At 73.6% G+C, this 25,173-nt stretch carries 19 protein-coding genes; 12 read left to right on the forward strand and 7 right to left on the reverse strand.

The features are described 5' to 3' along the window. Positions 1-71 precede the first annotated feature (71 nt). The 5 genes from meaB to metG form a co-directional block, all read right to left on the reverse strand. On the reverse strand, positions 72-1,070 hold the full coding sequence (gene meaB / locus ABD330_RS07185) for a methylmalonyl Co-A mutase-associated GTPase MeaB (RefSeq protein ID WP_344461992.1): 999 nt from the start codon (positions 1,068-1,070) through the stop codon (positions 72-74). Between the two features lie 11 nt (positions 1,071-1,081). Further along, positions 1,082-3,283, reverse strand: a complete 2,202-nt coding sequence (gene scpA, locus ABD330_RS07190; RefSeq protein WP_425555471.1) for a methylmalonyl-CoA mutase — start codon at positions 3,281-3,283, stop codon at positions 1,082-1,084. Continuing rightward, the gene (locus ABD330_RS07195) at positions 3,283-5,130 is read right to left on the reverse strand and encodes a methylmalonyl-CoA mutase family protein (RefSeq protein WP_344461996.1); all 1,848 of its coding nucleotides are present in this window, start codon (positions 5,128-5,130) and stop codon (positions 3,283-3,285) included. The genes scpA and ABD330_RS07195 overlap by 1 nt, the downstream gene beginning before the upstream one ends. 168 nt (positions 5,131-5,298) lie before the next feature. Continuing rightward, a complete protein-coding gene (locus ABD330_RS07200; protein ID WP_344461998.1) occupies positions 5,299-6,492 on the reverse strand; it encodes an esterase/lipase family protein in 1,194 nt (397 codons plus the stop codon). 189 nt (positions 6,493-6,681) lie between these two features. Next, the gene (gene metG / locus ABD330_RS07205) at positions 6,682-8,421 is read right to left on the reverse strand and encodes a methionine--tRNA ligase (protein ID WP_344462000.1); all 1,740 of its coding nucleotides are present in this window, start codon (positions 8,419-8,421) and stop codon (positions 6,682-6,684) included. Between the two features lie 332 nt (positions 8,422-8,753). Between metG and ABD330_RS07210 the strand changes: the two genes are divergently transcribed. Together ABD330_RS07210 and ABD330_RS07215 are read left to right on the forward strand one after the other, a co-directional pair. Next, positions 8,754-9,788 (forward strand): LacI family DNA-binding transcriptional regulator, encoded by a 1,035-nt coding sequence (locus ABD330_RS07210; RefSeq protein ID WP_344462002.1) that lies wholly within the window; start codon positions 8,754-8,756, stop codon positions 9,786-9,788. A 227-nt stretch (positions 9,789-10,015) separates the two neighbouring features. After that, the gene (locus ABD330_RS07215; RefSeq protein WP_344462004.1) at positions 10,016-10,720 is read left to right on the forward strand and encodes a VC0807 family protein; all 705 of its coding nucleotides are present in this window, start codon (positions 10,016-10,018) and stop codon (positions 10,718-10,720) included. A 52-nt stretch (positions 10,721-10,772) separates the two neighbouring features. On the opposite strand, the gene ABD330_RS07220 is transcribed toward ABD330_RS07215, so the two are convergent. Beyond that, entirely contained in the window at positions 10,773-12,119 is a 1,347-nt protein-coding gene (locus tag ABD330_RS07220) for an NsdA family TPR-like regulatory protein (RefSeq protein WP_344462006.1), read from the reverse strand. A 156-nt stretch (positions 12,120-12,275) separates the two neighbouring features. On the opposite strand from ABD330_RS07220, the gene ABD330_RS07225 reads away from it, so the two are divergent. The 7 genes from ABD330_RS07225 (at position 12,276) to ABD330_RS07255 (ending at position 19,560) form a co-directional block, all read left to right on the forward strand. After that, entirely contained in the window at positions 12,276-13,337 is a 1,062-nt protein-coding gene (locus tag ABD330_RS07225) for a 3-oxoacyl-ACP synthase III family protein (RefSeq protein WP_344462008.1), read from the forward strand. After that, the gene (locus ABD330_RS07230; RefSeq protein ID WP_344462010.1) at positions 13,334-14,194 is read left to right on the forward strand and encodes an SDR family NAD(P)-dependent oxidoreductase; all 861 of its coding nucleotides are present in this window, start codon (positions 13,334-13,336) and stop codon (positions 14,192-14,194) included. The genes ABD330_RS07225 and ABD330_RS07230 overlap by 4 nt, the downstream gene beginning before the upstream one ends. 98 nt (positions 14,195-14,292) lie before the next feature. After that, positions 14,293-15,105: an AfsA-related hotdog domain-containing protein gene (locus tag ABD330_RS07235; RefSeq protein ID WP_344462012.1), complete on the forward strand. Its 813-nt coding sequence runs from the start codon at positions 14,293-14,295 to the stop codon at positions 15,103-15,105. Continuing rightward, complete coding sequence (locus tag ABD330_RS07240) at positions 15,102-16,898, forward strand: acyl-CoA dehydrogenase family protein (protein ID WP_344462014.1); 1,797 nt, start codon at positions 15,102-15,104, stop codon at positions 16,896-16,898. The genes ABD330_RS07235 and ABD330_RS07240 overlap by 4 nt, the downstream gene beginning before the upstream one ends. 95 nt (positions 16,899-16,993) lie before the next feature. Beyond that, positions 16,994-18,055: a beta-ketoacyl-ACP synthase 3 gene (locus ABD330_RS07245; protein WP_344462016.1), complete on the forward strand. Its 1,062-nt coding sequence runs from the start codon at positions 16,994-16,996 to the stop codon at positions 18,053-18,055. A 39-nt stretch (positions 18,056-18,094) separates the two neighbouring features. Beyond that, complete coding sequence (locus ABD330_RS07250; RefSeq protein ID WP_344462018.1) at positions 18,095-18,328, forward strand: acyl carrier protein; 234 nt, start codon at positions 18,095-18,097, stop codon at positions 18,326-18,328. Continuing rightward, positions 18,325-19,560: a beta-ketoacyl-[acyl-carrier-protein] synthase family protein gene (locus tag ABD330_RS07255; RefSeq protein WP_344462020.1), complete on the forward strand. Its 1,236-nt coding sequence runs from the start codon at positions 18,325-18,327 to the stop codon at positions 19,558-19,560. Before ABD330_RS07250 ends, ABD330_RS07255 begins: the two co-directional genes overlap by 4 nt. A gap of 165 nt (positions 19,561-19,725) precedes the next feature. Here the strand turns inward: ABD330_RS07255 and ABD330_RS07260 are convergent, their stop codons facing one another. Next, a complete protein-coding gene (locus tag ABD330_RS07260) occupies positions 19,726-20,955 on the reverse strand; it encodes a helix-turn-helix transcriptional regulator (RefSeq protein ID WP_344462022.1) in 1,230 nt (409 codons plus the stop codon). 153 nt (positions 20,956-21,108) lie between these two features. Here ABD330_RS07260 and ABD330_RS07265 point away from each other — a divergent pair, with 153 nt between their 5' ends. The 3 genes from ABD330_RS07265 to ABD330_RS07275 all read left to right on the forward strand — a co-directional run bounded on the left by ABD330_RS07265 (position 21,109) and on the right by ABD330_RS07275 (position 25,171). Then, positions 21,109-21,342: a hypothetical protein gene (locus ABD330_RS07265; RefSeq protein ID WP_344462024.1), complete on the forward strand. Its 234-nt coding sequence runs from the start codon at positions 21,109-21,111 to the stop codon at positions 21,340-21,342. A gap of 720 nt (positions 21,343-22,062) precedes the next feature. Then, on the forward strand, positions 22,063-23,979 hold the full coding sequence (locus ABD330_RS07270; RefSeq protein ID WP_344462026.1) for a WXG100-like domain-containing protein: 1,917 nt from the start codon (positions 22,063-22,065) through the stop codon (positions 23,977-23,979). A 205-nt stretch (positions 23,980-24,184) separates the two neighbouring features. Next, on the forward strand, positions 24,185-25,171 hold the full coding sequence (locus tag ABD330_RS07275) for a hypothetical protein (protein WP_344462028.1): 987 nt from the start codon (positions 24,185-24,187) through the stop codon (positions 25,169-25,171). Positions 25,172-25,173 lie beyond the last annotated feature (2 nt).

A 25,173-nucleotide genomic window follows, 5' to 3' on the forward strand; every position in this document is an offset into this window, starting at 1 on the left:
GCGGGGAACTGCGCGAGGCGGAAGGTGCGGACCGTTGCCTTCCGACGTCGCGCAGTTCCCCGCGCCCCTGTTTATGGTTGGCCGGTTGCTTTCTGGAAGCCCGCGAGGATCTGCTCGGCCGCCAGGGTGGCGGTCAACCTGCCTTCGCGAACGCGCTGTTCGAGGTCCGGTGCGATGCGGCGGACCTCGGGGTTCTCGCGGAGCTGGGCGAGGAGCTGGTCGTGGACCATCGCCCAGGTCCAGTCCACCTGCTGGTCGCGGCGCTTAGCGGTGAGCGATCCCGTGGCTTCGAGTATCCGGCGGTGCTGCTGGAGGTGCTCCCAGAGCGTCTCCAGGCCCGCGCCGTCACGTCCGCTGCAGGTCAGGACCGGCGGCGACCAGGCCGCGTCCGGTGCCTGGAGCAGCCGCAGCGCACCCGCCAACTCCCGTGCGGCGGCCTTGGCGTCGAGTTCGTGCGGGCCGTCGGCCTTGTTCACGGCGACCAGGTCGGCGAGTTCGAGGACGCCCTTCTTGATGCCCTGGAGCTGGTCGCCGGTGCGGGCCAGGGTGAGCAGCAGGAAGGAGTCGACCATCTGCGCGACGGTGGTCTCCGACTGCCCGACGCCGACGGTCTCGACCAGGACGACGTCGTAGCCCGCCGCCTCCATCACCACCATGCTCTCGCGGGTGGCGCGGGCCACCCCGCCGAGCGTGCCGGAGGTGGGCGAGGGGCGGACGAAGGCCGCCGGGTCCACGGCGAGCCGCTCCATCCGGGTCTTGTCACCCAGGATGGAGCCGCCCGTGCGGGTGGAGGACGGGTCGACGGCGAGTACCGCGACCCGGTGCCCCAGGCCGGTGAGCATGGTGCCGAACGAGTCGATGAAGGTCGACTTGCCGACACCGGGCACCCCGGTGATCCCGACCCGGACGGCCTTGCCCGAGTGCGGCAGCAGCGCGACCAGCAGGCGCTGGGCGAGCTCCCGGTGGTCGGGCCGGGTGGACTCCACCAGGGTGATGGCCCGCGCGATGTACGCGCGCGAGCCGTCCAGCACCCCTTGGACGTAGGCGTCGAGATCGATCGTCCGGGCCATGGTTCAGCGGCTCACAGCTCGTGGCCGAGGTCGGCGGCGAGCGTCTTCAGCAGGTCGTACGCGGCGTCCGGGATGACCGTGCCCGGCGGGAAGACGGCGGCGGCGCCGGCCTCGTACAGGGCGTCGAAGTCCTGCGGGGGGATGACCCCGCCGACCACGATGGTGATGTCCTCCCGTCCGGCGGCGGCGAGTTCGGCGCGCAGCGCGGGCACCAGGGTGAGGTGGCCGGCCGCCAGCGAGTTGACGCCGACGATGTGCACGTCGGCCTCCACCGCCTGCCGGGCGACCTCGGCCGGGGTCTGGAAGAGCGGGCCGACGTCCACCGTGAAGCCGAGGTCGGCGAAGGCGGTGGCGATCACCTTCTGCCCGCGGTCGTGGCCGTCCTGGCCCATCTTGGCGACCAGGATGCGCGGGCGGCGGCCCTCGGCCTCCTCGAACGCCTCGACCAGCGCGCGGGTGCGCTCGACCGCGGTGGAAGGTCCTGCCTCGTCCCGGTACACACCGGAGATGGTACGGATCTGGCCCGCGTGCCGCCCGTAGATCTTCTCCAGGGCGTCCGAGATCTCGCCGACCGTCGCCATCGCGCGGGCCGCGTCCACGGCGAGCGCGAGCAGGTTGCCGTCCAGCGTGCCGTCGTTGCGCGGACCCGCCTCGGCGGAGGCGGTCAGGGCGCGCAGCGCCTCCTGGCAGGCCTGCTCGTCGCGCTCGGCGCGCAGGCGGCGCAGCTTCTCGACCTGCTGGGTCCGGACGGAGGAGTTGTCGACCTTGAGCACGTCGAGCTGCTCGTCGGTGGCGACCCGGTACTTGTTGACGCCGATCACCGGCTGGCGGCCGGAGTCGATCCGCGCCTGGGTGCGGGCGGCGGCCTCCTCGACGCGGAGCTTGGGGATGCCCGCGTCGATGGCCTTGGCCATGCCGCCGGCCGCCTCGACCTCCTGGATGTGCTGCCAGGCGCGCTCGGCGAGGTCGTGGGTGAGCTTCTCGACGTAGGCGCTGCCGCCCCAGGGGTCGATGACCCGGCAGGTGCCGGACTCCTGCTGGAGCAGCAGCTGGGTGTTGCGGGCGATCCGGGCCGAGAAGTCGGTCGGCAGCGCGAGCGCCTCGTCCAGGGCGTTGGTGTGCAGCGACTGGGTGTGGCCCTGGGTCGCGGCCATCGCCTCCACACAGGTGCGGGCGACGTTGTTGAACGGGTCCTGCGCGGTGAGCGACCAGCCGGAGGTCTGCGAATGGGTGCGCAGCGACAGCGACTTGGCGTTCTTCGGCTCGAACTCCTTGACCAGCTTGGCCCAGAGCAGCCGGGCCGCGCGCAGCTTGGCGATCTCCATGAAGAAGTTCATGCCGATCGCCCAGAAGAACGACAGCCGGGGTGCGAAGGCGTCCACGTCCATCCCGGCGCCGAGCCCGGCGCGCAGGTACTCCACGCCGTCGGCCAGGGTGTAGGCGAGCTCCAGGTCGGCCGTGGCTCCGGCCTCCTGGATGTGGTAGCCGGAGATGGAGATGGAGTTGTAGCGCGGCATCTTCTGCGAGGTGTACGCGAAGATGTCGGAGATGATCCGCATGGACGGCTGCGGCGGGTAGATGTAGGTGTTGCGGACCATGAACTCTTTGAGGATGTCGTTCTGGATGGTCCCCGCGAGCTTCTCGGGCGGGACGCCCTGCTCCTCGGCCGCGACGATGTAGAGCGCGAGCACGGGCAGCACGGCGCCGTTCATCGTCATCGACACCGACATCCTGTCCAGCGGGATGCCGTCGAAGAGCTGGCGCATGTCGTAGATCGAGTCGATCGCCACGCCCGCCATGCCGACGTCGCCGGTCACCCGGGGGTGGTCGCTGTCGTAACCCCGGTGGGTGGGCAGGTCGAAGGCGACCGAGAGGCCCTTCTGACCGGCCGCCAGGTTGCGGCGGTAGAAGGCGTTGGACTCCTCGGCGGTGGAGAACCCGGCGTACTGGCGGACCGTCCAGGGCTGGTTCACGTACATCGTCGGGTACGGGCCGCGCAGGTAGGGCGCGATGCCCGGGTACGTGCCGAGGAAGTCGACGTCGGCCAGGTCCTCGCCGGTGTACAGCGGCTTGACGGCGATGCCCTCGGGGGTCTCCCAGACGAGTTCCTCGACGTCCTTGCCGGTGGCCTGCCGCCAACCGGCCTGCCACTGCTCCTCGGTGGCCTCGCCGGCGTCGCTTTCGAGGCCGATCTCGGTGAAGTCCGGGATCATCACACCGCTCCGATCTCATCGATGACCGAGGTCAGGACGGCGACGGCGTCGCAGCCCGCGAAGACGAACTCGTCCACCCCGGCCCGCCGGTACGCCTCGCGGCGCTCACCGGGCTTGCCCGCCAGCAGGATCCGTCGCGCACCGGCGCTCCTGAGCGCGGCGGCGGCCTCCTCGGCGCTCTCCTCGTACAGCTTGTCACTGGAGCAGATGCAGGCGACGCTCGCGCCGCTCGCGGCGAACGCCTCCACCTGACCCACGACGGTCTCGGCGCCGCCGGCCTGGAACAGGTTCGCGGCGAAGGAGGACCGGCCCGTGTGCGCGGCCGCCGGTCCGATCGTCGCCAGGAAGACCTTCGGCCGCTCTCCCGTCGCGGCGAGCCGCTCGTCGGAGCGGGTGCGCAGGGCATCGTAGGCGTCCGAGCGGCGGACCTTCGGCAGGCCGCCGGACGGCTGCGCGGGTGCGGGCTCGCGGACCACCGGCTGCTCGGCCAGGTTCGGGAACTCGCTGACGCCGGTGATGGGTTCGCGCCGGTGCGCGAGCTCGGCCGAGCGCGCGGCCCAGGTCGCGGCGATCCGCTCGCCGACCAGGCCGGAGCGCAGCGCGGCGGCCTGGCCGCCGGCCCGCTCGATCTCCTGGAACCACTGCCACGCGGCGTGCGCGAGCTCGTCGGTGAGCCGCTCCACGTACCAGGAGCCGCCGGCCGGGTCGACGACCCGGGCCAGGTGCGACTCCTCCAGCAGGATCGACTGGGTGTTGCGGGCGACCCGGCGGGCGAAGGCGTCGGGGAGGCCGAGCGCCTCGTCGAACGGGAGCACCGTCACCGCGTCGGCGCCGCCGAGCCCGGCGGCCAGGCAGGCGACGGTGGTGCGCAGCATGTTCACCCACGGGTCGCGCTCGGTCATCATCACCGTGGAGGTGACCGCGTGTTGGCGCTGCGCGGCGTGGGCGGCGCTCACCCCGGAGACCTCCGCCACCCGGGCCCAGAGCCGGCGCGCGGCGCGCAGCTTGGCGATGGTGAGGAACTGGTCGGCGGTGGCGGCGAAGCGGAACTCCAGCTGCCCGGCGGCCTCGTCCACGGTGAGCCCGGCGGCGGTCAGTTCGCGCAGGTAGGCGATGCCGGTGGCGAGGGCGCAGCCGAGCTCCTCGGCGGTGGAGGCGCCTGCCTCGTGGTAGCCGAGTGCGTCCACCGTCAGGGCCCGCAGGCCCGGGTGGCCGCCGGTGCAGCGGACGGCGAGCGCGGTGGCGGCGGCGAGGTGCTCGGCCGTCCGGCTGTCGTCGCCGGTGCGGGCCAGCAGGCCGAGCGGGTCCGCGCCGAGGTTCCCCGAAGCGCCCTGGACCTCGGCGCCGAGGCTCAGCAACCGCTCGGCGGCGGCGGCGAATTCGTCACCGGCGTCGAGCGTGACGGAGGCCAGGTCGAGGTAGACGCCGTCGAGCACCTGCGGCAGCGCGTCGACCGGCAGCCCGGCGCCGCCGACCGTCAGCCAGAGCGAGGTGACCCCGTTCTCCAGGTCGGCGAGCACGGCCTCGTTGGAGACCCGTGCGTCGGGGTGGGCGTGGCGCTGGCGCACGTCCCAGCCCGAGACGGCCGAGCCCTGCGGCCGGCCGCCGCGTACGAACGGGGGGAGGCCCGGGTAGCCGGGAGCCGCCGCCGTGTCCGTCGCGGTGTACAGGGGACGGACGCGCAGTCCGTCCTGGAGGTCGGTGGCGAGCGCGTCCTCGGCTGCCGTACCAACCACGTCCTGCGCGCCTGACTTGCGCAGGACGCCTTCGACCAAGTGCTGCCACTGCTCACGGGTTGCGTCCGGGAACTCGGCGGCCAGGGAGAGCCCTTCGGGCGGGACCGTCATGAGGGTAGGTTAGGGCCTGTCAATGGTCGGTAGCAGACCAAGCCGGTGTGACCTTTCCCTCGCTGCACTCCTGACTGCGTGGAGTGCAGCAGGTGGGAGGGCCTGCGGAGACCGCGCCGGGCCCGGGCACACGCTCGGCGAAGTGCGCCCGGGCCCGGCGTGTTACGGCTACTCGGGCAGGTTCTGGAAGATGAAGGTCGCGAGGTGCTCGCTCATGTGTGAGTGCCCCTCGTTGGCGGGGGCGAAGGCGAAGGCGTCGAGCTCGCTCTCCTCCCCCTCGCGGCTGCCGACGGGGGCGTAGAGGTCCTCGGTCTCGTCCAGGTCCCGGAGGGCCAGCGCGCTGACGGTGGGGACGAAGCAGACGGTGGTCTCCTTGATCTCCGTCTTGCCGGTCTTCTTCAGGGCCTCCCCCGCGATGCCGAAGGTCTCCAGGGTGCCGCCGGGGGCGCCGTCGATGTCGGGCAGGCCGCTGGTACGGATCGACTTGTCCTGGAAGAGGCCCTTGAGGCGGGCCACCAGCTGGCCGTCACCGGACTTCTGGGTCCGCAGGTCGGTGTCGGTGAACCAGCCGCTGGTCACCTTCACGGCGTCGACGCCCGGCTTGACGCCGTTCCCGGTGCCGTCCCCGGCGCCGTTGGCGAAGCCGATCTTGCGGGGGATGGACGGCCATCCCCCGACGCGCTTCAGCTCGTCGAGGAACTTCGTCCGCAGCTCGTCCTCCGCCGGGGTGCCTTCGACGGTTTCGATGTGACGCCACAGCAGCTGGCGGGCGGCCGCACTGTTGATCTGCTCGGAGAGCTTGGGGGTGGCGGTCATGAAGTGCGCGAGTGCCTGGAGGCCGATCGGCACCCAGGCGCCCCGGTGCGGGCTGTCGATGGAGAAGTAGAGCGCCGTCTCGTGGTCGTCGTTCTCGGCCTCCATCTTGGCGAGGGCGTAGCGAGTGACCAGGCCGCCCATGCTGAAGCCGCCGACCGCCAACGGCGACTGGCCGACGCGCTCCGCGATCGCTCGGTGGATGGCGGCGGTGGCGACCTTGGCGTTCTCCAGGATCGACGCGTTGCGCTCGTCGTACCCGATGATGATCAGGTCGTAGCCACGACCGCGCAGCTCGCTGACGAACGGGAAGTCCTTGCGCTCCATGCCGTCCCAGAGGACGTTCAGCGAACTCGGGCCGTTCTCGAAGCCGTCGGAGATGAGGACGGGGCGCTTGAGGCCGAACTTGCTGTTGCTCAGGTAGACCCAGGCCCGGCCCCCGGGGAACTCCCAGGTCGCGTCCGGCGCGGGGGCGGGCGCGACCCCCTCCGGCGGCGTCGGCGCCAGGAAGCCAAACGGGGTGATGGTCGGTTCGGTCTGCTCGGTCACGGCGGAGGCCCTTCTCGGCATACGGATCGTCGGCACTCGAAGGAGTGCGCGCCCATCCTGCTTGCGGCCGAGAAGGGCCGATGTTCTCCGACGAACCAAACCACTCGTTCGGGTGAAGGTTCGTGTCGGACCTGTCAGAGCTGCCGGACCGCCGGATCTGTCGGGGCGGGCCGCTCGGACCGGGTCCGGTCAGACCGCCGCGTCCGGGTCGCCGCCGAAGCGCTCGCGGTACCCGGCGAGGTCCTCCTCGGTGATCTTCGCGAACAGCACCGGCGGGACGGTGAAGCCCACCCCGGCCGGGACGAAGTCCAGCGCCTTCGCCTGCTCCGCTCCGACCCAGGCGAGCCCGGCGGCCGGGGCCGCGGCGTCCAGCGCGAACGCCTGCCGCATCGCCCGGCTGGTCGCCGGGATGAACGGCTCGGAGACCACCGAGTAGAGGTAGATCAGGTTCATCGCGGTGCGCAGCGTCAGCGCCGCGCCCTCGGGGTCGGTCTTGACCTGGGTCCAGGGCGCCTTCTCCTCCAGGTAGGAGTTCCCGGCGCTCCACAGCGCGCGCAGGCTCTGCGCGGACTTGCGGAAGTTCAGCGCGTCCAGGTGGCCTTCGTACTCCGCCAGCAGCTCGGCGATCTGCTCGCCGAGGCGCTGCTCCGCCTCGCCGGCGACGCTCCCGGCCGGGACGTCGTCGCCGAACCGCTTGCGGCTGAACGAGAGCACCCGGTTGACGAAGTTGCCGAGGGTGTCGGCGAGGTCCTTGTTGACGACGGAGGAGAACAGCTCCCAGCTGAAGCTGGAGTCGTCCGACTCGGGGGCGTTCGCCATCAGGAAGTAGCGCCAGTAGTCGGCGGGCAGCAGGTCGAGCGCGACGTCGGTGAAGATGCCCCGGCGCTGGCTGGTGGAGAACTTCCCGCCGTAGTAGGTCAGCCAGTTGAAGGCCTTGACGTAGTCGACCTTCTTCCAGGGCTGGCGCGAGCCGATGATCGTGGCGGGGAACATCACCGTGTGGAACGGGACGTTGTCCTTGGCCATGAACTCGGTGTAGCGGACGTCCTCCGCCTCGTACCACCAGGACTTCCAGTCGCGGAGTTCACCGGCCGGGGCGGCGTCGGCCCACTCCTTGGTGGCGCCGATGTACTCGATCGGGGCGTCGAACCAGACGTAGAAGACCTTGCCCTCGGCGGCCAGCTCCGGCCAGACGTCGGCCGGGACGGGCACGCCCCACTCCAGGTCGCGGGTGATCGCCCGGTCCTGGAGGCCCTCGGTGAGCCACTTGCGGGCGATCGAGGAGGCGAGCACCGGCCACTGCTCGCCGTTGGCGGCGATCCACTCCTCGACCTCGTCGGTCAGCTTGGCCTGGAGCAGGAAGAGGTGCTTGGTCTCGCGGACCTCCAGGTCCGCGCTGCCGCTGATCGCCGAGCGGGCGTCGATCAGGTCGGTGGGGTCGAGCACCCGGGTGCAGTTCTCGCACTGGTCGCCGCGCGCCTTGTCGTAGCCGCAGTGCGGGCAGGTGCCGACGATGTAGCGGTCGGGCAGGAAGCGCTCGTCGGTGACGGAGTAGACCTGGCGGACGGCCCGCTCCTCGATGAACCCGTTCTCGTGCAGGGCGCGGGCGATGTCCTGGGTGATCTCGCGGTTCTGCGGCGAGGAGCTGCGGCCGAAGAAGTCGAAGGAGAGCTCGAAGCCGTCGTAGACGGCCTTCTGCTGGTCGTGGGCGGCGGCGCAGAAGTCGGCGACCGGCAGGCCCGCCTCCTTCGCGGCCAGCTCGGCCGGGGTGCCGTGCTCGTCGGTGGCGCAGATGTACAGCACCTCGTGGCCGCGCCGGCGCAGGTAGCGGGAGTACACGTCGGCGGGGAGCATCGACCCGACCATGTTCCCCAGGTGCTTGATCCCGTTGATGTAGGGAAGGGCGCTGGTGATCAGGTGTCGAGCCATCCTCGGATGCTCCAATTTCTCCTGCGGCGCCCCAGGAGCGCCGCGACGGGGGCAGCTCCGGGGTGCGGCCGGCGGGTTCGTCCCGCCGGGGCACCACAGGAGTCTTGGTCTGCTGTGGGCAGGCCCCATCCTATCCAGGGCCCGCGCGCCCGGAGCCCACCCCGCCCGGGTCCGGGGCCGCCGTGGAGCCGCCCCGGGCCCGCCGTGGACCTCCGGTGGACCCGGTGTGGACCTTCTGCGGATCCCGCGTGGCCAATTCGTACCGACGGGTAGCCTGTCGGTCCGGCGTGGACAGGTCCCGACTTGTCCGATCATCCGTGTAGGCTCCCCCGGTGGCCAAGGTGACGCGTGACGATGTAGCCCGACTCGCAGGGGTCTCCACTGCGGTGGTCAGCTATGTCATCAACAACGGACCACGGCCGGTGGCCTCCGCGACCCGCGAACGGGTCAAGAGCATCATCGAGGAACTCGGCTACCGCCCGGACAGCATGGCGCAGGCCATGGCCAGGCGCCGGAGCAACCTGATCGGGATGGTGCTGCCGGACGCCCGCCAGCCGTTCTTCGCGGAGCTGGCACACGCCGTCGAACAGGTCGCCCTGGAGCACGGGAAGCTCGTACTGATCGGCAACTCCGACTACACCGACTCCCGCGAGGACCACTACGTCCGCGAGTTCCTCGGGATGCGGGTGGACGGGCTCATCCTGATCAGCCAGATCCCCTCCCACCGGGTGGCGGCCGAGGTCGCGGCCGACGACACCACCCGGGTCGTCCTGCTGCACCACCGTTCGGACGCGGCCGACAAGGTCGCGGTCGTCACCGACGACACCGGCGGCGCCCGGCTGGCCGTCCGCCACCTGCTGGACCACGGCCACCCGTCGGTCACCTGCTTCGGCAAGCCGGCCGGCTCGCTCGGCGCCGGGGACCCGGTCACCGGCCGGGTGGCCGGCTGGGCCCAGGCGATGGCGGAGGCCGGGCTGGACACCGACGGCCTGCTGGTCGACGCGCCGTTCAACCGGACCGGCACCTTCGGCGTGGCGGTGGAGCTGCTCCGCCGGGCCGACCGGCCGACGGCCGTGTTCTGCGCGACCGACGACCAGGCGATCGGTGTCCTGCGGGCCGCCCGCGAGCTGGGCCTGCGGGTGCCGCAGGACCTCGCCGTCACCGCGTTCGACGACATCAAGCAGTCGGCCTTCGCCGACCCGCCGCTGACCACCGTCTCCTCCGACCGGGACGCGATGGCCCGGTCCGCCGTCAGCCTGGCGCTCGGCCTCGAACCGCCGACCGGGGCCGGCAGCGCGCTGCGCCGCTTCCCGGCCGAGCTGGTGATCCGGCGCTCCTGCGGCTGCGGCGCCCCTGCCGAGAGCTGACCCCGCCGCACCTCAGCGGGTGTGTACGACCGGCAGGCCGGCCACGTCGGCGCTCCCGGCCGGCCGTCCCCGAACGGCCTCCGGCGACCGGCGGGGGATCTTCACGGCGGAAGCCGGGCATTCCGCCCCTGCGGCGCGGACCGCGCCGTTCCCCGGCTGTCCGCCGGTCCGCCCGGCTGCTAGCCTCCGCCTCTGTTTCCTGCGCTTTCGCAGACCACGGGGGAGATATGACCGACAGCCACACCACGCCCGGCCAGCTGGAGCCGGCACCGCCCGCCCACGGCGGGTTCCGCGCGGTGCTCCTGCAATGGGGACCGTCCATCATCTTCAGCGCCGTTCTTCCGGTGCTGACGTACAACTACCTCCAGGGCCACCACTACGGCGAGGTGAGCTCGCTGGTCCTCTCCGGGCTCTGGCCGGCGGTGGAGACCCTCGTCGTGTTCCTGGTCCGCCGGCACATCGACGAGATGGCCATGATCGTGCTGACCTTCCTGGCCCTCGGCCTGCTCAGTTCGCTGGCGTTCAACAGCCCCCGGCTGGTGCTGGTCAAGGACTCCGCACTGACCGGGCTGTTCGGCCTGGTCCTGTTCGCCAGCCTGCTCGCGCCGCGGCCGCTCTGCTTCTACTTCGGCCGCAGGTTCGCCACCGACGGCAGCCCGGCGGCGGTCGAGTGGTGGAACGGGCTCTGGAGGTTCCCGGCCTTCCGGCACAACCAGAAGGTGATCACCATCGTCTGGGGATCCGTCTTCCTCGGTGAGGCGGTGCTCCGGATCGCCCTGACGTACGTGCTGTCCGTCTCGACCATGGTCACCGTGAACGCCTTCCTGCCGTTCGTGGCGATCTTCCTGGTCATCACCTGGACCATCCGCTACGGCAGGCGCGCCGCCGCCCGCGGCGCGGCGGCCCGGGCAGCGGCGGGCCTCACGACCTGACGCATCGTCAGAACTACTGCCGCGCCCGGCGAACGGCCCGGCCGCACCGGTCTCAGCCGGTACGGCCGGGCCCCGGCAGGAGGCCCAGCAGCGCCCGGACGGCCGGGTGGGTGCGGTGCGGCGCGGTGTGCGCCCGCATCAGGACGAGAGCCCGGTCCGCCCGGTGCGAGGACAACTGCCCCTGGCAGAGCAGGAACTGCCGCCAGGTCAGACAGGCGGCGTCGACCGCGCCCGATGCCAGCTGGAGTTCGGCGAGCCTGGCCAGCGTGAGGGCGCGCGAGCGGTTCTCCTGCGCGGACCGGTGGCGCAGCGACTCCCGCAGCGCCGCGACGGCGCCGGGCAGGTCCCCGAGGTGGCCGACGACGACCGCCCGCTGGTGGGCGAGGGACGCCTCGTGGTACGCCCCGATCAGCGGCTGCGGCCGGCCGGCCCCGCGACCGAGTTCGTCCGCCGCCGTGCCCAGGTGCCGCAGGGCGTCCTGGCGCTCACCCAACGACGCCTGGGCGACGGCCAGTTGCCCGTACAGGAAGGCCCTGGTCCGGGGCTCGGCGTACCGCCCCTCGCTGACGGCGGCCTCCGCCAGCTGGTACGCGCGGCGCCGGTAGCGGAGCTGGTGCGCCTGGACGCTGAGCGCCCGCAGGGCGACGGCCCGCCCGACCCGGTCACCGGCCTCGTCGGCCAGGGAGGCGGCGAGCCGGTAGTAGCGCTGGGCGTGGCCGTGCAGGCCGTCGTCGAAGTGCGCGAAGCCGCAGAGGTACACCAGCGGGGCGGCCGCCGCGAGCAGGTCACGGCGGACCGCCGGGGGCGCGCCGGCCCGCAGCCAGGCCGAGACGGTCGTCGACAGGTAGCGGGTGAGCGCCGGTCGGACCCGGCCCGCGCCCGAGAGGTGGTCCGCCCGGGAGAACACCCCGCCCATCTCGCGCAGTGCCCGGACGTGCGCCTGCGAGAGGCTCCGGCCCGGTGCGGCCGCCGGGTCGAGGCCCTCCTCCGGCACGTACTGGTCGAGCGTCGGATCGAGCGTCGGATCGAGCGCCGAGTAGGCGACCGAGGGCGGGCGCCCCCGTACGGCGACGGCCGCGGTGAGCCTCGCCAGCCGGTCGGCCCCGTCGGGCGGGGAGCGGTCCTGCCCGGGCGGGCGCGGCGCGGCGGGAAAGCCCGCCGCCGCCGGGGTGACGACCCGGCGGAGCCGTCGTGAGAGGGCCTCCGCGATCAGCTCGGGCACCGGCCGTCGCGGCACTCCTCCGGCCAACCACTGGGCGACCGAGGGCCGTTGGTAGTGGAGGGAGAGCCCGGCCTCCTCCCCCGCCGCGTTCACCGCGCGGGCCAGGTCCTCACCCGTCCAGCGCGCCTCGCCCAGCAGCGCCCGCAACGGCGCGTTGGGCCGGTGGCGTTCAGCCACAGCGTCTCCTCGACCCGGCGCTTAACGCGCGCCGATTCTTACCCACCCCGGAGCCGGATGCCCTATCCGTCGCCCACCGCGACGGTGAAGCATTGGTACCGCAGTGGATGACTTCCCCTCACAGCATGGACGTACACGTACCCCAGAGGTCAGACGATGGAAATCCGTACGGGAATTCTGGGAACCGGCGCATATCTTCCGCCGATCATACGAACGAATAATGACGTCGCAGCCGGCTCGGGCGTCAGTCCGGAATGGATTCTCGAACGGACCGGCGTCCGCCGCCGCCATTACGCGGCGCCCGGCCAGGCCTGCTCGGATCTCGCCGCGCAGGCCGTCCGGGCGGCGCTCGACTGCGCCGGCATCGATCCCGGGCAGTTGGACCTGCTCGTCCTCGCCACCTCCACACCCGACGAGTTGGGGCCCTCGACGGCCTGCCGGGTGCAGGCACTGCTGGGCGCACGGCAGGCCGTCGCCTTCGACGTCGCGGCCGCCTGCTCGGGCTGGCTGTTCGGCGTCCGGGTGGCCCGCGACTGGCTGGCCGCCGATCCGGGCGCGCGCTACGCCGCCGTGGTGGGCTGCGAGGTGTACTCCCCGTTCATCGACCCGGCCGACCGGGCCACGGCGGTGCTCTTCGCCGACGGCGCGGCGGCGGCCGTGCTGGGGCCGGTGGCACCCGGCGAGGGGCTCGGCGCCGTCGTACTCGGCTCGGACGGCGACCACGCGGGCGAGGTCCTGATCCCGGCGGGCGGCAGCCGCCGCCCGGCCACCGCCGCCACGCTGGCCGACGGCGGGCACCGGATCGCGATGAACGGGCGGGCCGTCCGCGACTTCATCGTGGACATCGTGCCCAGAGCCGTGCACACCGCGCTCCAGCGCGCCGGACTGACCCTCGACCAGATCGACCTGGTGGTCACCCACCAGCCCAACCCGGTGCTGCTGCGCGCGGTCGGCGGCTCCCTCGGCCTCGGCCCGGACCGCCTGGTGGTGATCGGCGAGGAGGTCGGGAACATCGGCGCCGGATCACTGCCGTTCGGCCTCGCCCACGCCGCCGCCGACGGCCGGATGAAACCGGGCGACCGGGTGCTGCTGATCGCCTTCGGGGCCGGCCTCACCTGGGGCAGCACCGTACTGACCTGGAGCGGCACCGCCCGCCCCGCGCACAGCCCACTGCTGCCCGGCCTGCCCGCGGCACCCCGCGAAAGGACCTTGCCATGAACGCCACCGAACCCGCCGCCCCTGCCGAGCCCGCCGACCCCTTCCGCCTCGACGGCGCCCGCGCGCTCGTCACCGGCGCCTCCCGGGGCATCGGGAGGGCGATCGCCACCGCCCTCGCCCGGGCCGGCGCCGACCTGGTACTGACGGCCCGCAGTACCGAAGGGCTGAAGCGCACCGCCGAGTCGGTCGCCGCCGCGGGCCGCCGCGCCGAGTCCGTCGCCGCCGACCTCGCGGACCCCGCCGAGCCGGCCCGGGTCGTCGACGAGGCGGCGGCCCTGCTGGGCGGGCTGGACCTGCTGGTGCACTGCGCCGGGGTGCTGCCCGTGGACGCGAACGGCGACACCGTCATGAAGCCGTTCGCCGACTCCACCCCACTGGAGTGGGAACCGGTCCTGGCCGTCAACCTGCTCGCGAGCGCCGCGCTCTGCCGGGCCGCCCACCGGCACCTGGCGGTGTCACCCCGGGCCGGCGTCCTGCTGGTCTCCTCCGTCGCGGGCCTGATCTCGGTACCGACCATGGAGGCGTACGGCGTGACCAAGGCGGCCCAGCTCTCGCTGACCCGCTCGCTCGCGGTCGGCTGGGCCCGGCAGGGCATCCGGGTGAACGCGCTCTGCCCCGGCTGGGTCCGCACCGACATGACGGCCCCCGTGCACGGCAGTCCGGAGCTCTCCGCCTGGCTGCTCGGGCACGTCCCGATGGGCCGCTGGGCGGAGCCCGCCGAGGTGGCCGGGGCGGCGGTGTACCTGTGCTCCCCCGCGGCCTCCTTCGTGACGGGCCACGCGCTGGTCGTCGACGGCGGGCTGACCCTGCCGGACGGCGGCCTGGCCGGGCACCCCAAGCCGATGATCCCGGCCTGACGCCCCTGCTCCCCCCGCTCGCCCGCACCCCTGAGATCCCCGACGTCCCCAACGTCCCCGACACCCCTGATCCGACGGCCCGTACGAGGGAGCCCGGCATGACGGCACCGCAGACCCTGTGGGTGGTGGGAGAGTCCTTCTCCCGGTCCACCGTCCACCCCCAACTCCTCACCGTGCGGCAGCTCCGCGAGCGGCTCGACCGGCTCGCGCTCGGCCCCGGCACACCGCCGACCGTCGTCCCCGGGCTCGGTGTCGACGAGCACACCTGGACCGACCTGCGCCCCGACCTGCTCAAGGCCGGCGCCGGCCTGGCCGACGCCCCGCACCGGGACGCCCCCCGGGCGGTCCCCCGCCACCGCGTCCTCAAGCATGCCCAGGACAACGTCCTGATCGGGGACGCCCACGCCGCCGACGGGCACTTCGGGGCCCGGCTCGCCGTCGCCAACGACACCGAGATGATCCGCGACCACACCGCCGACCAGCAGCACGTCCCGGGGATGCTGCTGATCGAGGCCTGCACCCAGCTCATCACCTGGGCCGTCGCGGAGCTGACCGCGCCGCTGACCGGGCACGGCGCCCGCTACGCCGTGATGCACGGGCTGGAGGTCGACTTCGAGCGGTTCGTCTTCCCGCTCCCCGCCGAACTGGACGGCCGACTCTGGGTCACCGGCCCGTCCGAGGACCAGCGGATCCCCCTCGGCGCTGAAGTAACGATTCGCCAGAGCGGACGGGTGTGCGCCGTCTGCCGGGTGCGGCTGCACGCCTTCGACCCCGAGCACATCTTCGCCGTCGAACACGCCCAGGCCATCCGGACCCTGGAACGCTCCGCAGCCCCGCAGCCCGACCCGGAGGCCGCCCGGCAACCCGACCCGGAGGCCGCCCGGCAACCCGACCCGGAGGCCGCCCCGTGAACCCCCTCCGCGCCCTCCTGAACGGCGACCGCCTGGAGCAACTCGCCCGGCTGGACACCCTCCTGGAGCTGCCCTGCTTCGCCCCGGCCGGCCCCGCCGACACCCCCCAGGACCGCTACCGCCGCACCTACGACCGGCTGCGCGCCCTCGGCCGCGCGGGCGGCGGCACGCTCGCCCTGTACCGCGACCGGGCCGCGCTGCTGACCGCGTGCGAATGGGCCGGGACGACCGATCCCGCCCTGCTGCTGGCCGCCCTGGTGCACTTCGGCGTGGTCACCTCGACGCTGGTCGAACTCGGGCACCCCGCCGAGGCGCTCGACCCGCTCATCGCCGACCTCGACCGGATGGACGCCGTCGGCACCATCCTGATCACCGAACTCGGCAGCGGCAGCAGCCACCTCGCCGCCGCCACCGAGGCCCGCTACCGGCACGCCGACCGCTCCTTCACCCTGCACACGCCGCACCCGGGGGCCACCAAGTTCATGCCCTCGGCCGCGCTCCCCGACCAGTCCAAGATCGCCGTGGTCTACGCCCGGCTGCTCGTCGGCGACCGCGATCACGGCGTCTTCCCCTTCGCCGTCCGCCTGCGCCGGGACGGCGTCACCGCTCCCGGCGTACGCGTCACCGCGCTGCCGCCGACCTCCGTCGTCCCGCTCGACTACGCGCTGATCGGCTTCGACGCCACCCCCGTGCCGTACGGCGCCTGGCTGCGCGACAGCGCGCGGATCACCCCGGACGGGACGTTCGAGGACCCGCTCGGCGACCGGGACTCGCGGCTCGTCCGCTCGCTGCTCTCCTCCGCCTACGCCTCGGCCGCCGCCGCCACCGGCCAGGCGGCGGCGGCCCGGGCGGCCGTCGCCATCGCCCTGCGCTACGCCACCGGGCGCACCACCATGGGGCGGCTCGCCCCGGAACTGCCCGTGCTGGAGTACCGCACCCAGCAGGAGCCGCTCTACCGCGCGCTGGCCCAGGCGTACGCCACCACCTTCCTGGTCGAGGAGGAGCGGCAGCGCTTCGTGGCCCGGCCCGGCGCACCGGCGGGCGCCGGGCCCCGGCCGACCTGGGCGCCGTGGAGCGCGGCCCACCGCGACCTCGCCCTGGCCAAGGCGTGGACCTCCCGGACGCTCGAACAGGTCACCGCCGTCTGCCGGCAGCGCTGCGGCGCCCAGGGGATCCTGTCGGCCAACCGGATCTCGGACCACGAGGACCTGGCGCGGATCTTCCACGCCGCGGCGGGCGACACCCTGCTGATCCTGCTGGACGCCGGGAAGTCGCTGCTGGCCGACCCTCCCCCGGACCCGCCGCCCGCCGCCGCGTTCGACCCGGACGACCCGGCCACCGCGATCCGGCTCGCCCGACTGCGCGAACGGGCCCTGCACCGCGAACTGACCCACCGACTCCCCGGCCCCGAAGGCAAGTTCGGCGACTGGAACCCGCTGCTGCCGGGCCTGGTCGAGCTGGCGCTCGCGCACACCGAACGCGTGGTCCTCGAACGGTTCCGGCAGCGGGCCGACACCCTCACCGACCCGGCGGCCCGGCAGGCACTGGCCGGACTGCACCGCCTCGCCGGGCTGGACGGCATCGAGGACCGGCTCGGCTGGCACCTCGAACACGGCAGCGTGACCCCGGCGGAGGCCGCCCTCGTCCACCGGGCCCGCCCGGGCACGCTCGCCGCCGTCCACGCCCACCTGCCCGCCCTGCTCGACGCACTCGCCCTGCCGACCGCCCGCCTCGGCGCCCCGATCGCCGAACCGGACTGGCTGGATGCCGTCCTGCGCGGTGCCGGCCACTGACCGGCCCCCGGCGGGGCGGCTTCCCGCCGACCCAGCTGCCCGCCAACCCAGCTGCCCGTCAACCCAGCTGTCCGTCAGGCCCTTTGGAGGAGCACATGGCCCGCACAGCCGTCCTGGCCGGCCTCGGCGGATGCCTCCCGGTCCGCGAGGTCACCAACCACGACCTCGCCCGCACCCTGGACACCTCCGACGACTGGATCCGCTCCCGCACCGGGATCGCCGCCCGTCGCTGGACCGACCGCCCGACCGGCACCGGCGACCTCGCCGTGCAGGCGGCCCGGGCCGCCCTCGCCTCCGTACGGGACGGCGTCCCGCGCCCGGACGCCGTGATCGTCGCGACCACCACCCCGGACCGGCCGTGTCCGGCCACCGCCCCCGAAGTCGCCACCCGGCTCGGCCTCGACGGCGCCGCCGCGTTCGACCTCGCCGCCGTCTGCTCGGGCTTCGTCTACGCGCTCGCCGTCGGCGCCGGGCTGATCGCGGCCGGGCTGCGCGGACAGGTGCTGGTGATCGGCGCCGACACCTACTCCACCATCGTCGACCACCAGGACCGCACCAGCGCCATCCTGTTCGGCGACGGCGCGGGGGCCGCGCTGCTCAGAGCCGGTGACAGCGCGGAGCCCGGCGCCCTGCTGGCCTTCGACCTCGGCAGCGACGGCGGGCACCGCGACCTGATCGCCATCCGGGCCCGGGGGTCCGCCGCCCCCTGGCCGGCCGACCACCTCCCGCGCAGCGCGCACTACCTGGAGGTCCGGGGCCCCGAGGTCTACGCCCACGCCGTACGCCGGATGACCGCCTCGGCCCGGACGGTCCTGGACACCCTGCACTGGCCGGCCGAGTCCGTCGTGTTCGCCGCGCACCAGGCCAACCAGCGGATCCTCGACGCGGTCGCGGACCGGCTGGGCGTCCCGCCCGCCGGGCGGGTCGGCAACATCAGCCGGGTGGGCAACACCGCCGCCGCCTCCATCCCGCTGGCGCTGGCCGAGGCCGCCACCCGGCAGCCGACCCCGCTCGTCCCGGGCGCCCGGGTGCTGCTCACCGCGTTCGGCGGCGGGCTCGCCTGGGGCTCCTGCGGCCTGACCTGGCCCGCCCTCACCCCGATCCTCGCCGACCACCGGCCGGACGGCCACCGTCCACCCGGCCTCCTGACGTTCTGATCTCCATACCAACGCGCCGCCCCTGGAAGGGACTTCGTCATGACCGACACCTACGACCGCCTCGCCACCCTGCTGGTCGACAAGTTCGACGTCGCCCCGGGCGCGCTCTCCCCCGGCGCCAGCTTCGCCGACCTCGACTTCGACTCGCTCGCGGTGATCGAGCTCTTCGTGACCATTCAGGAGCAGTGGCAGGTGCCGCTCGACGACACCCGGGCGGTGGCGGGCCTCACCCTCGGTGAAGTGACCGCCCTGGTCGACGACTTCACCCCGTGAGCGGCATCGCGGTGGCCGTCACCGGGCTCGGCCTGGTCACCCCGGCGGGGATCGGGGTGGCGGAGAACTGGGTGGCGGTCTGCGCGGGGACGCCGACCGCCGCGACCGACCCCGAACTGCACGGCCTGCCGGTCGACTTCTCCTGCCGGGTCCCGGACGGCACCGGGCTGGTGCCACGCCGCCAGCTGTGGAACACCGACCGCCACACCCGCTTCGCCCTGGCCGCCGCCCACCAGGCGGTCGACAACGCCGGGCTGGACCCGGCGGGTTGGGACGGCGCACGGGTGGCGGTGGTGATGGGTTCGGCCGCGGGCGGGGTCGGGACGCTGGAGGCGCAGCACCGCCGGCTGATCGACGGCGGCCCGGGCGCGGTCTCGCCGCTGCTGCTGCCGATGTTCCTGCCCAACATGGCGGCCGGCCGGATCAGCATCGAGTGCCGGGCCACCGGCCCCAGCCTGCACACCGCGACCGCCTGCGCCTCCGGCGCCACCGCGATCGGCACCGCGCTCGGCCTGCTCCGCTCCGGCGCCTGCGACCTCGCGCTGGCCGGCGGGACCGATGCCATGGTCACCCCGCTCTGCGCGGCGGCCTTCGCGCGGATGGGCGCGCTGTCCACCCGCCGTAACGACCCGGCGGGTGCCTCCCGGCCCTTCGACGCCGGGCGGGACGGCTTCGTCCTCGGCGAGGGCGCGGGCGTCCTCGTCCTGGAGACGCTGCCGCACGCCCGGGCGCGGGGCGCCGACATCCTCGCCCTGCTCACCGGCTACGGCGCCTCCGCCGACGCCCACCACCTCACCGCCCCGGACCCCGACGGCCGCGCGCTGGCCCGGGCCCTCACCGACGCCGTCACCGAGTCCGGCGCCCGGCCCGCCGAGGTCGACCACGTCAACGCGCACGGCACCAGCACCCCGCAGGGCGACGCCCGCGAGGCCCGCACCCTGCTCCGGGTGCTGGGCGGCCGCCCCGCCGTGACCTCGACCAAGGGCGTCACCGGGCACACCATGGGCGCGGCCGGCGCCATCGAAGCCGCCTACACCGTGCTGGCCCTGGCCCACGGCCTCGTCCCGCCCACCGCCAACCTCGGCGCCCCGGACCCCGGCCTGTCAGCGGACGGCCGGGCCCTCGACCTGGTCCGGGGCACCGCCCGCCCGGCCGACCTCAGGCTCGCGCTCAGTGTGTCCAGCGGCTTCGGTGGCCAGAACGCCGTGCTCGCCTTCCGCCGCGCGCCCTGAGACACCGACGCTCGCGGCTCGGCTCCGCAGGGCCGGGTGGGGCGGCGACACGATTCCCCAGGCCAGCTACGTTTCGTTCTGTTTCGTTGCGCCGTGGGGCCGATTTCCGACGACTCGATACCTACTGTCCGTTTCTCCTGCTTCGAACGGCAGTGGTGTTCCGTTTCACGTTCCGGCGGGTTCCGTTGCGGACGGTGCTTGGGCCGCAGGCCGGCGGCGGGCCCGGTGGGCGCGTGCGCGGCAGCGCGGCGAGCAGTGCAGACGGCGCCGGCCGGTGGCACTGGCGGGTGGCAGCGGGCTGCCGCACTGGGTGCAGCCCGCCTGCGGTTCGGGCCGGCCGGCGACCGGGACGGCTTCGGGGACGACCGCGCCGACGGTGGCGCTCAGGCGTTCGGTGAAGACACCGGCCTGGAAGCGGCTGCTGGCGCCCAGGGACTCCAGGAGCTCGGAGACGTGGCGGCGGCAGGTGCGCAGCGAGATGCCCAGGCGGCGGGCGATCGCCTCGTCCTTGAGGCCGTTGGAGAGCAGCAGCTGGATGTTCTGTTTGAGGTCCTCGGAGACGTCGCGGGCGGCCTGCGGGCCGAGGGTGAAGGGAGTGGCGTTCTCCCAGTCGCGTTCGTACGTGCTGATCAGGAAGGCGAGCAGGGAGGGTTCTCGCACCAGCAGTGCACCGCCGCCGGCAGCGGGCAGGAAGGCCAGCTCGCCGTCGATGATGATCATCTGGGGCAGTACGTCGGTGAGCGTACGGATCTCGGCACCGGCCGCGATGAGCTGCTCGGCGTTGGCCCGGGTGGCCTGGTCGAAGCGCGTGACGTGCTGGTACAGGTTGCGCATCCGCACCCCGGAGGCCAGCAGCTCCAGGTCGCGCGGCAGCGCCTCGTGCATCGACCCCGGCGGGAACGCGCCGCCCGGCTTGGAGACCAGCAGCTCGCTGCGGCAGGCCCCGACCGCGTCGACGAGCATCGCCCGGACCGCGAACTTGTCGCTGAGCAGATCGATCGCGCCGTGCGGGTGGGCCAGCTGACGGCCCTGGTGGTAGAGCGGCATCAACCCGACGAACTCCTCCCGCAGTGACTGGACCTGCTCGCGTTCGCGCCGCAGCTGCGCCTCCTGGTGGCGCAGGGCGCTCTCGCGTTCGGAGAGCAGCTGCGCACCGGCGGCCTGCGGACTCTGGGCCTGCCAGGCCGGGCCGGTGGCGGGCTCGGGAGCGACCGGCTTGAGGAGCCGGGTCGCATTCAGGGTCTCGATCGCGTCCCGGCACTGAGCCTCGGTCAGGCTCGTCTCGTCGGCGGCCCGCGCCACGGCCGACTCGGCCAGGGGCCCGTTGAGGAGAGCCCAGCGGTAGAGGTCCCGGGCGTGCTCGCCCAGGACCGGGCGGAGTGCTTCGTCGGCCATGGATTGCCTCCTAAACGTGCATGGCGCGCAGATGAGACCCGCAGACCCTCCCCCCGGGCCGCTCACTGCTGCCACTGTTGCCTCAGCCGGAACGCCGTAGTCGCGGCAGCCGCGAGGTAACCAGGTGCTGGGGCAGCTGGAGAGGGAGATCCCGTGAAGAAGAGGTTCGCACGGCGGATGGCCGCCATCGCACTCGGGCTGGCCGTGGTCGCGGGGGCCGCAGCGGCCGGGGCCGGGGGTCTGGGAGACCGCACGACCGCCTGGGACTCGGCGCGGAGCTCCGCTCCCGCCCTCCTCTGTCCGCCGGACGACACCACGGCTTGGGGCGGTGACCAGCACGACGGCCCCTGCGGCGGTGGCGGCGGCGGTCCGTACCGCCCCTTCTAGGGCCACTCGGGAACACTCCCGGGTGCGGGGGCAGCGGGATCCATCCGCTGCCGGGGGGTGGATGCGGACTCACCCCTGGGGGAGGGTGCTGCGCGGGGCCGGGACGCCGCCGCGCCACCAGGAGACCCGCATCCTCCGGCCGGTGGCCGGACCGGCGTAACGCCCGGCCCGGCCACCGGCCCGTACGACCGTCAGGTGCCATCCGGCCACTGCCCGTGGCAGGTCACGGAGCTTGCGTGAGGCGGGGTTCTCGGACCCCTTGGCCGCAAGACCACACTCCGGCAGGACCCACAGCGGGAACCACAGCAGGTACCTCCGCAGGCGCGCACGCCGCCGGTGCCTGGCCGCCCGCTTCATGAGCCGTCCGCTTGATGAGCCGGGCATCGGCGCGACAGGCACGAGCGCTGCGGTGAGCAACCTGGCCGACGGTCCGGAACGTGCCACCGGCCGGCGGATCGTCAGGACGCTCGGCGCCCCGCACCGGACACCCCTTCCGGCCCCTCCGGGGCTGGTGGCCCCGACATGGGCCCGTGATCCTCGCACCCCATTCTGCGGCAGGGCGTGCTCCGGCCCAACTCGGCCCAACTCAGCTCGGCACGGTGTCGGGCGCCGGTCCGTGGAGCCGATCTTCCCGTTGCCCATCTGCCGGTTCTCCGGTTCGCGCGTGTTCGTGTTTTCCCCCTCTCTGCCGGGCCGTTCGTCCCGGGAAAGTGACTCGTCATGATCGAGCTGCCGTCCGACCTTGCCGATGTGCTCAAGACCGTCCAGAGCAATGACCACGGCAAGGACATCGCCTTCCCCAACGCCAACGAGGACGTGCTGGGTGACCTGGCGACGGCCTGGGAGAAGTGGATCGGCGTCGCCGACTCGCACATCCAGACGATCATCGCCAATTCCAAGCGGGCGATGGCGGGGATGTCGGGTCCGGCGGCCGACACCTTCGAGCAGTACCTGGAGAAGTACGCGGGCCGGGACGACTCGCACGCGCCCACCACCCTGGTGGCCGGGCAGGCCGTCGCGCAGTCGCTGCGCGGCGCCACCCAGGCGGTGGGCCAGACCAAGACCGAGATGATCCGCGAACTCCAGTACGCGAAGGAGTACATCGCGAACAACCCGGCGGGCAAGCACGACGACGTGGCGCAGTCGGCGGGCGTCAAGCAGGCCGCCGACACCTACCACACCTACGTCGGGCAGGTGGGCTCCGGCGTCGACTCGATGCTGCGCCAGAACGCCACCCACATCGAGGCGATGACCGGTGCGGGCAAGGGCTGCGCGCTGCCGAACGCGGGCGGGGGCGGTGCGGGCGGGGGTTCGGGGGCCGGTTCCGGTACGGGGCTGGACAGTGTGCCGCCGCCCGGTGGGGCGGGTGCGGGCGACGGTGCGGGCGGGGGCGACGGCGCGGGCGGGGGTGCGGGCGGGGGTGCGGGCGGGGGTGCCGGTGCGGGCGGCGGTGGCGCAGGGGGCGGTCACGGTATGCCGAAGATGCCTCACATGCCGCAGATGCCGGGGATGCACGGCGGTCAGGGGGGTGCGAAGTCCCCGGTCCTGCAGCCGTTCAAGCCGCCGGTGCCGGCCATGCCGACGATGCCGGACTTCGGGTCGGGCCCGGGCAGGAACGGTCTGCCGGTGTTCACGCCGCTGCCGCTGGACAAGACCTCGGGCGGGCTGAGCCTGGCGGGTCTGCCGGGCTTCGACTCCGGTGCGGGGGCGGGTGGTTCGGGCGGTCTGTCGGCGTTCGGCGGCGGCGGCGCGGGCGGCAGCTCGCTGGGCCTGGGCGGCGGTGGCGCGGGCGGCGGTATGGGCGGTGTCGGCGGTGCGCTGGGCGGGCTGGCCGGGGGTGCGGGTGCGGCCGGGGGTGCGGCAGGTGCGGCGGCGGCTGCGGCGGGGCGTTCGCTGGGTGGTGCGGCGGGTGCCGCGCGTGGGGCTGCCGGGGGTTCGGCGGCGGCGCGGCCGGGGGGTTCGGCTCCTCATATGCCCGGCGGGGGTGCGGGTCGTGGCGGGTCGAAGGAGCGCAAGGCCAACCGGTTCCTGCGGCCGACGCGGTTCGGCTGCGAGGGCGACGAGGAGGAGCAGGGGCCGCGCGGGGACCGGGGGATCGTCGGGCAGGCCACCGAGCAGGGGCCGCGTGACCAGCGCTGGCAGCGGATGCGGCAGCGGTGGATGGACGAGTCCCGGACGGAGAGCGCGGGTCACGCGGCCGCGGCTGCGGCGGCGCAGGAGGAGGCCGCTGCGGCGGCGGCGCAGCCGGCCGGTGAGAACGCCGTGCTGGCGCAGCTGGCCGGCGCTCTGCTGGGCCCCGGCGCGGCCACCCCGGCCGGGGACGGGGGGACGACCGACGCGACCTCAGGGGCCGGGACATCCGGCTCCGCCGATGGCACCGGTTCTTCCGGGCCGTCCGCATCCGCCGCGTCCTCCGGCTCTGCCGGTGAGGACGCCTACCTGGACCGGGCCCGCTCGGTGGCTTCGCGCCGCGACCGGCCCGACGAGCAGGCCCCCGGCGGGACCGGGGGCGGGGCGGCGGCCGCACCCGCGGCTCCGGTCGGTCCGCTGCCGATCCGGGAGGAGGGCGGGTACCAGGTGCCCAGCCCGTTCATGCGCGCGGCCCTGGCCCGGCTGGCCGCCGCCCCCGGGGCCTGACGCCGGCCGTCTCGCACTCCTGTCTTGAACCGCCGGTCTCCAGGCCGGCCGATGACCACATCGATGAGGGAACACCATGACCGAAGACGCCCAGGCGGAGTTCCGCGCCACCGAGGTACCCAAGACGCCCGAGGCCCGGTGGTCCGAGCCCGTGGAGTTCTCGCCGTTCGAGACCGCGAGATTCCCCGAGGGCAGGCGGGTGGGAGTGGAACTGCCCGACGGCGACATGCCCGCACAGATGGCGCGGACGGAGCAGATGCCCGCCGACATACCCGAACGCGAACTCGGGCGCGTGGCAATGGCACCCCTCGACAACGGCATACCCGCGCAGATGGCGCGGACGGAGCAGATGCCCGCCGAGATGCCCGAACGCGAACTCGGGCGCGTGGCAATGGCACCCCTCGACAACGGCATGCCCGCGCAGATGGCGCGGACGGAGCAGATGCCCGCCGACATGCCCGAACGCGAACTCGGGCGCATGGCAATGGCACCCCTCGACAACGGCGTACCCGCACAGATGGCACGGACGGGAGAGATGCTGCCCGAGGGTACGACGGCTGCCCAGGTGTCCGGCGAGCGGCTGCCCGAAGGTGAGCGGGCGACCCCGGCGGTGCCCGCGTCCGGATCGGGCGACCCGGCTGAGCCGGGAGGAACCTCCGCACTGTCTCCGCGTATCGGCACGCTGCTCCAGTCGACGACGCCTGCGCAGAGCACCGCTCCCGGCTCGGGTTCGGGTGGTGGGGCCGGTCAGGGCTTCCAGGTGAGTCCTGGGCAGTACGGTGCGGCGGTTTCGCCGATGCTGGCGGCTTCGGAGGCGGTCGCCGCGCTGTACGCGAGCTTGAACTCGTACCTGCCGAGCATGGAGTCGCAGGCGCCGTGGGGCAAGGACGAGTCGGGCAAGCAGTTCTCCGAAGGTGACAAGGGCTACCTGAAGTACAGCGCCGACACCCTGAAGGCGTTGAAGGGAATGCCCGACGGGCTGAAGTACATCGCTGACGGGCTGAAGGCGATGGCGGACGGCTACGAGGGCGCGGACAGTTCCGTCGGGTCCGACCTGAACAGCCAGGGCGGCCAAGGCGGTTCGGGCGGTTCGTCGGGGCTGGGCCCGCCGCCCGCCTACTCGCCGCCGGTGCACACCCCGATCTCACCGAGCATCACGCTCGAACACATGAACCAGAGCGGAAGGCACTGACC

The sequence above is a fragment of the Kitasatospora kazusensis genome (assembly GCF_039529945.1).
GTDB lineage: Bacteria > Actinomycetota > Actinomycetes > Streptomycetales > Streptomycetaceae > Kitasatospora > Kitasatospora kazusensis.

Bases quoted from the DNA above. Each gene is read 5' to 3' on its own strand.
- meaB (WP_344461992.1), bottom strand. From the start codon at position 1,070: ATGGCCCGGACGATCGATCTCGACGCCTACGTCCAAGGGGTGCTGGAC.
- scpA (WP_425555471.1), bottom strand. From the start codon at position 3,283: ATGATCCCGGACTTCACCGAGATCGGCCTCGAAAGCGACGCCGGCGAG.
- ABD330_RS07195 (WP_344461996.1), bottom strand. From the start codon at position 5,130: ATGACGGTCCCGCCCGAAGGGCTCTCCCTGGCCGCCGAGTTCCCGGAC.
- metG (WP_344462000.1), bottom strand. From the start codon at position 8,421: ATGGCTCGACACCTGATCACCAGCGCCCTTCCCTACATCAACGGGATC.
- ABD330_RS07215 (WP_344462004.1), top strand. From the start codon at position 10,016: ATGACCGACAGCCACACCACGCCCGGCCAGCTGGAGCCGGCACCGCCC.
- ABD330_RS07225 (WP_344462008.1), top strand. From the start codon at position 12,276: ATGGAAATCCGTACGGGAATTCTGGGAACCGGCGCATATCTTCCGCCG.
- ABD330_RS07230 (WP_344462010.1), top strand. From the start codon at position 13,334: ATGAACGCCACCGAACCCGCCGCCCCTGCCGAGCCCGCCGACCCCTTC.
- ABD330_RS07235 (WP_344462012.1), top strand. From the start codon at position 14,293: ATGACGGCACCGCAGACCCTGTGGGTGGTGGGAGAGTCCTTCTCCCGG.
- ABD330_RS07245 (WP_344462016.1), top strand. From the start codon at position 16,994: ATGGCCCGCACAGCCGTCCTGGCCGGCCTCGGCGGATGCCTCCCGGTC.
- ABD330_RS07250 (WP_344462018.1), top strand. From the start codon at position 18,095: ATGACCGACACCTACGACCGCCTCGCCACCCTGCTGGTCGACAAGTTC.
- ABD330_RS07260 (WP_344462022.1), bottom strand. From the start codon at position 20,955: ATGGCCGACGAAGCACTCCGCCCGGTCCTGGGCGAGCACGCCCGGGAC.
- ABD330_RS07270 (WP_344462026.1), top strand. From the start codon at position 22,063: ATGATCGAGCTGCCGTCCGACCTTGCCGATGTGCTCAAGACCGTCCAG.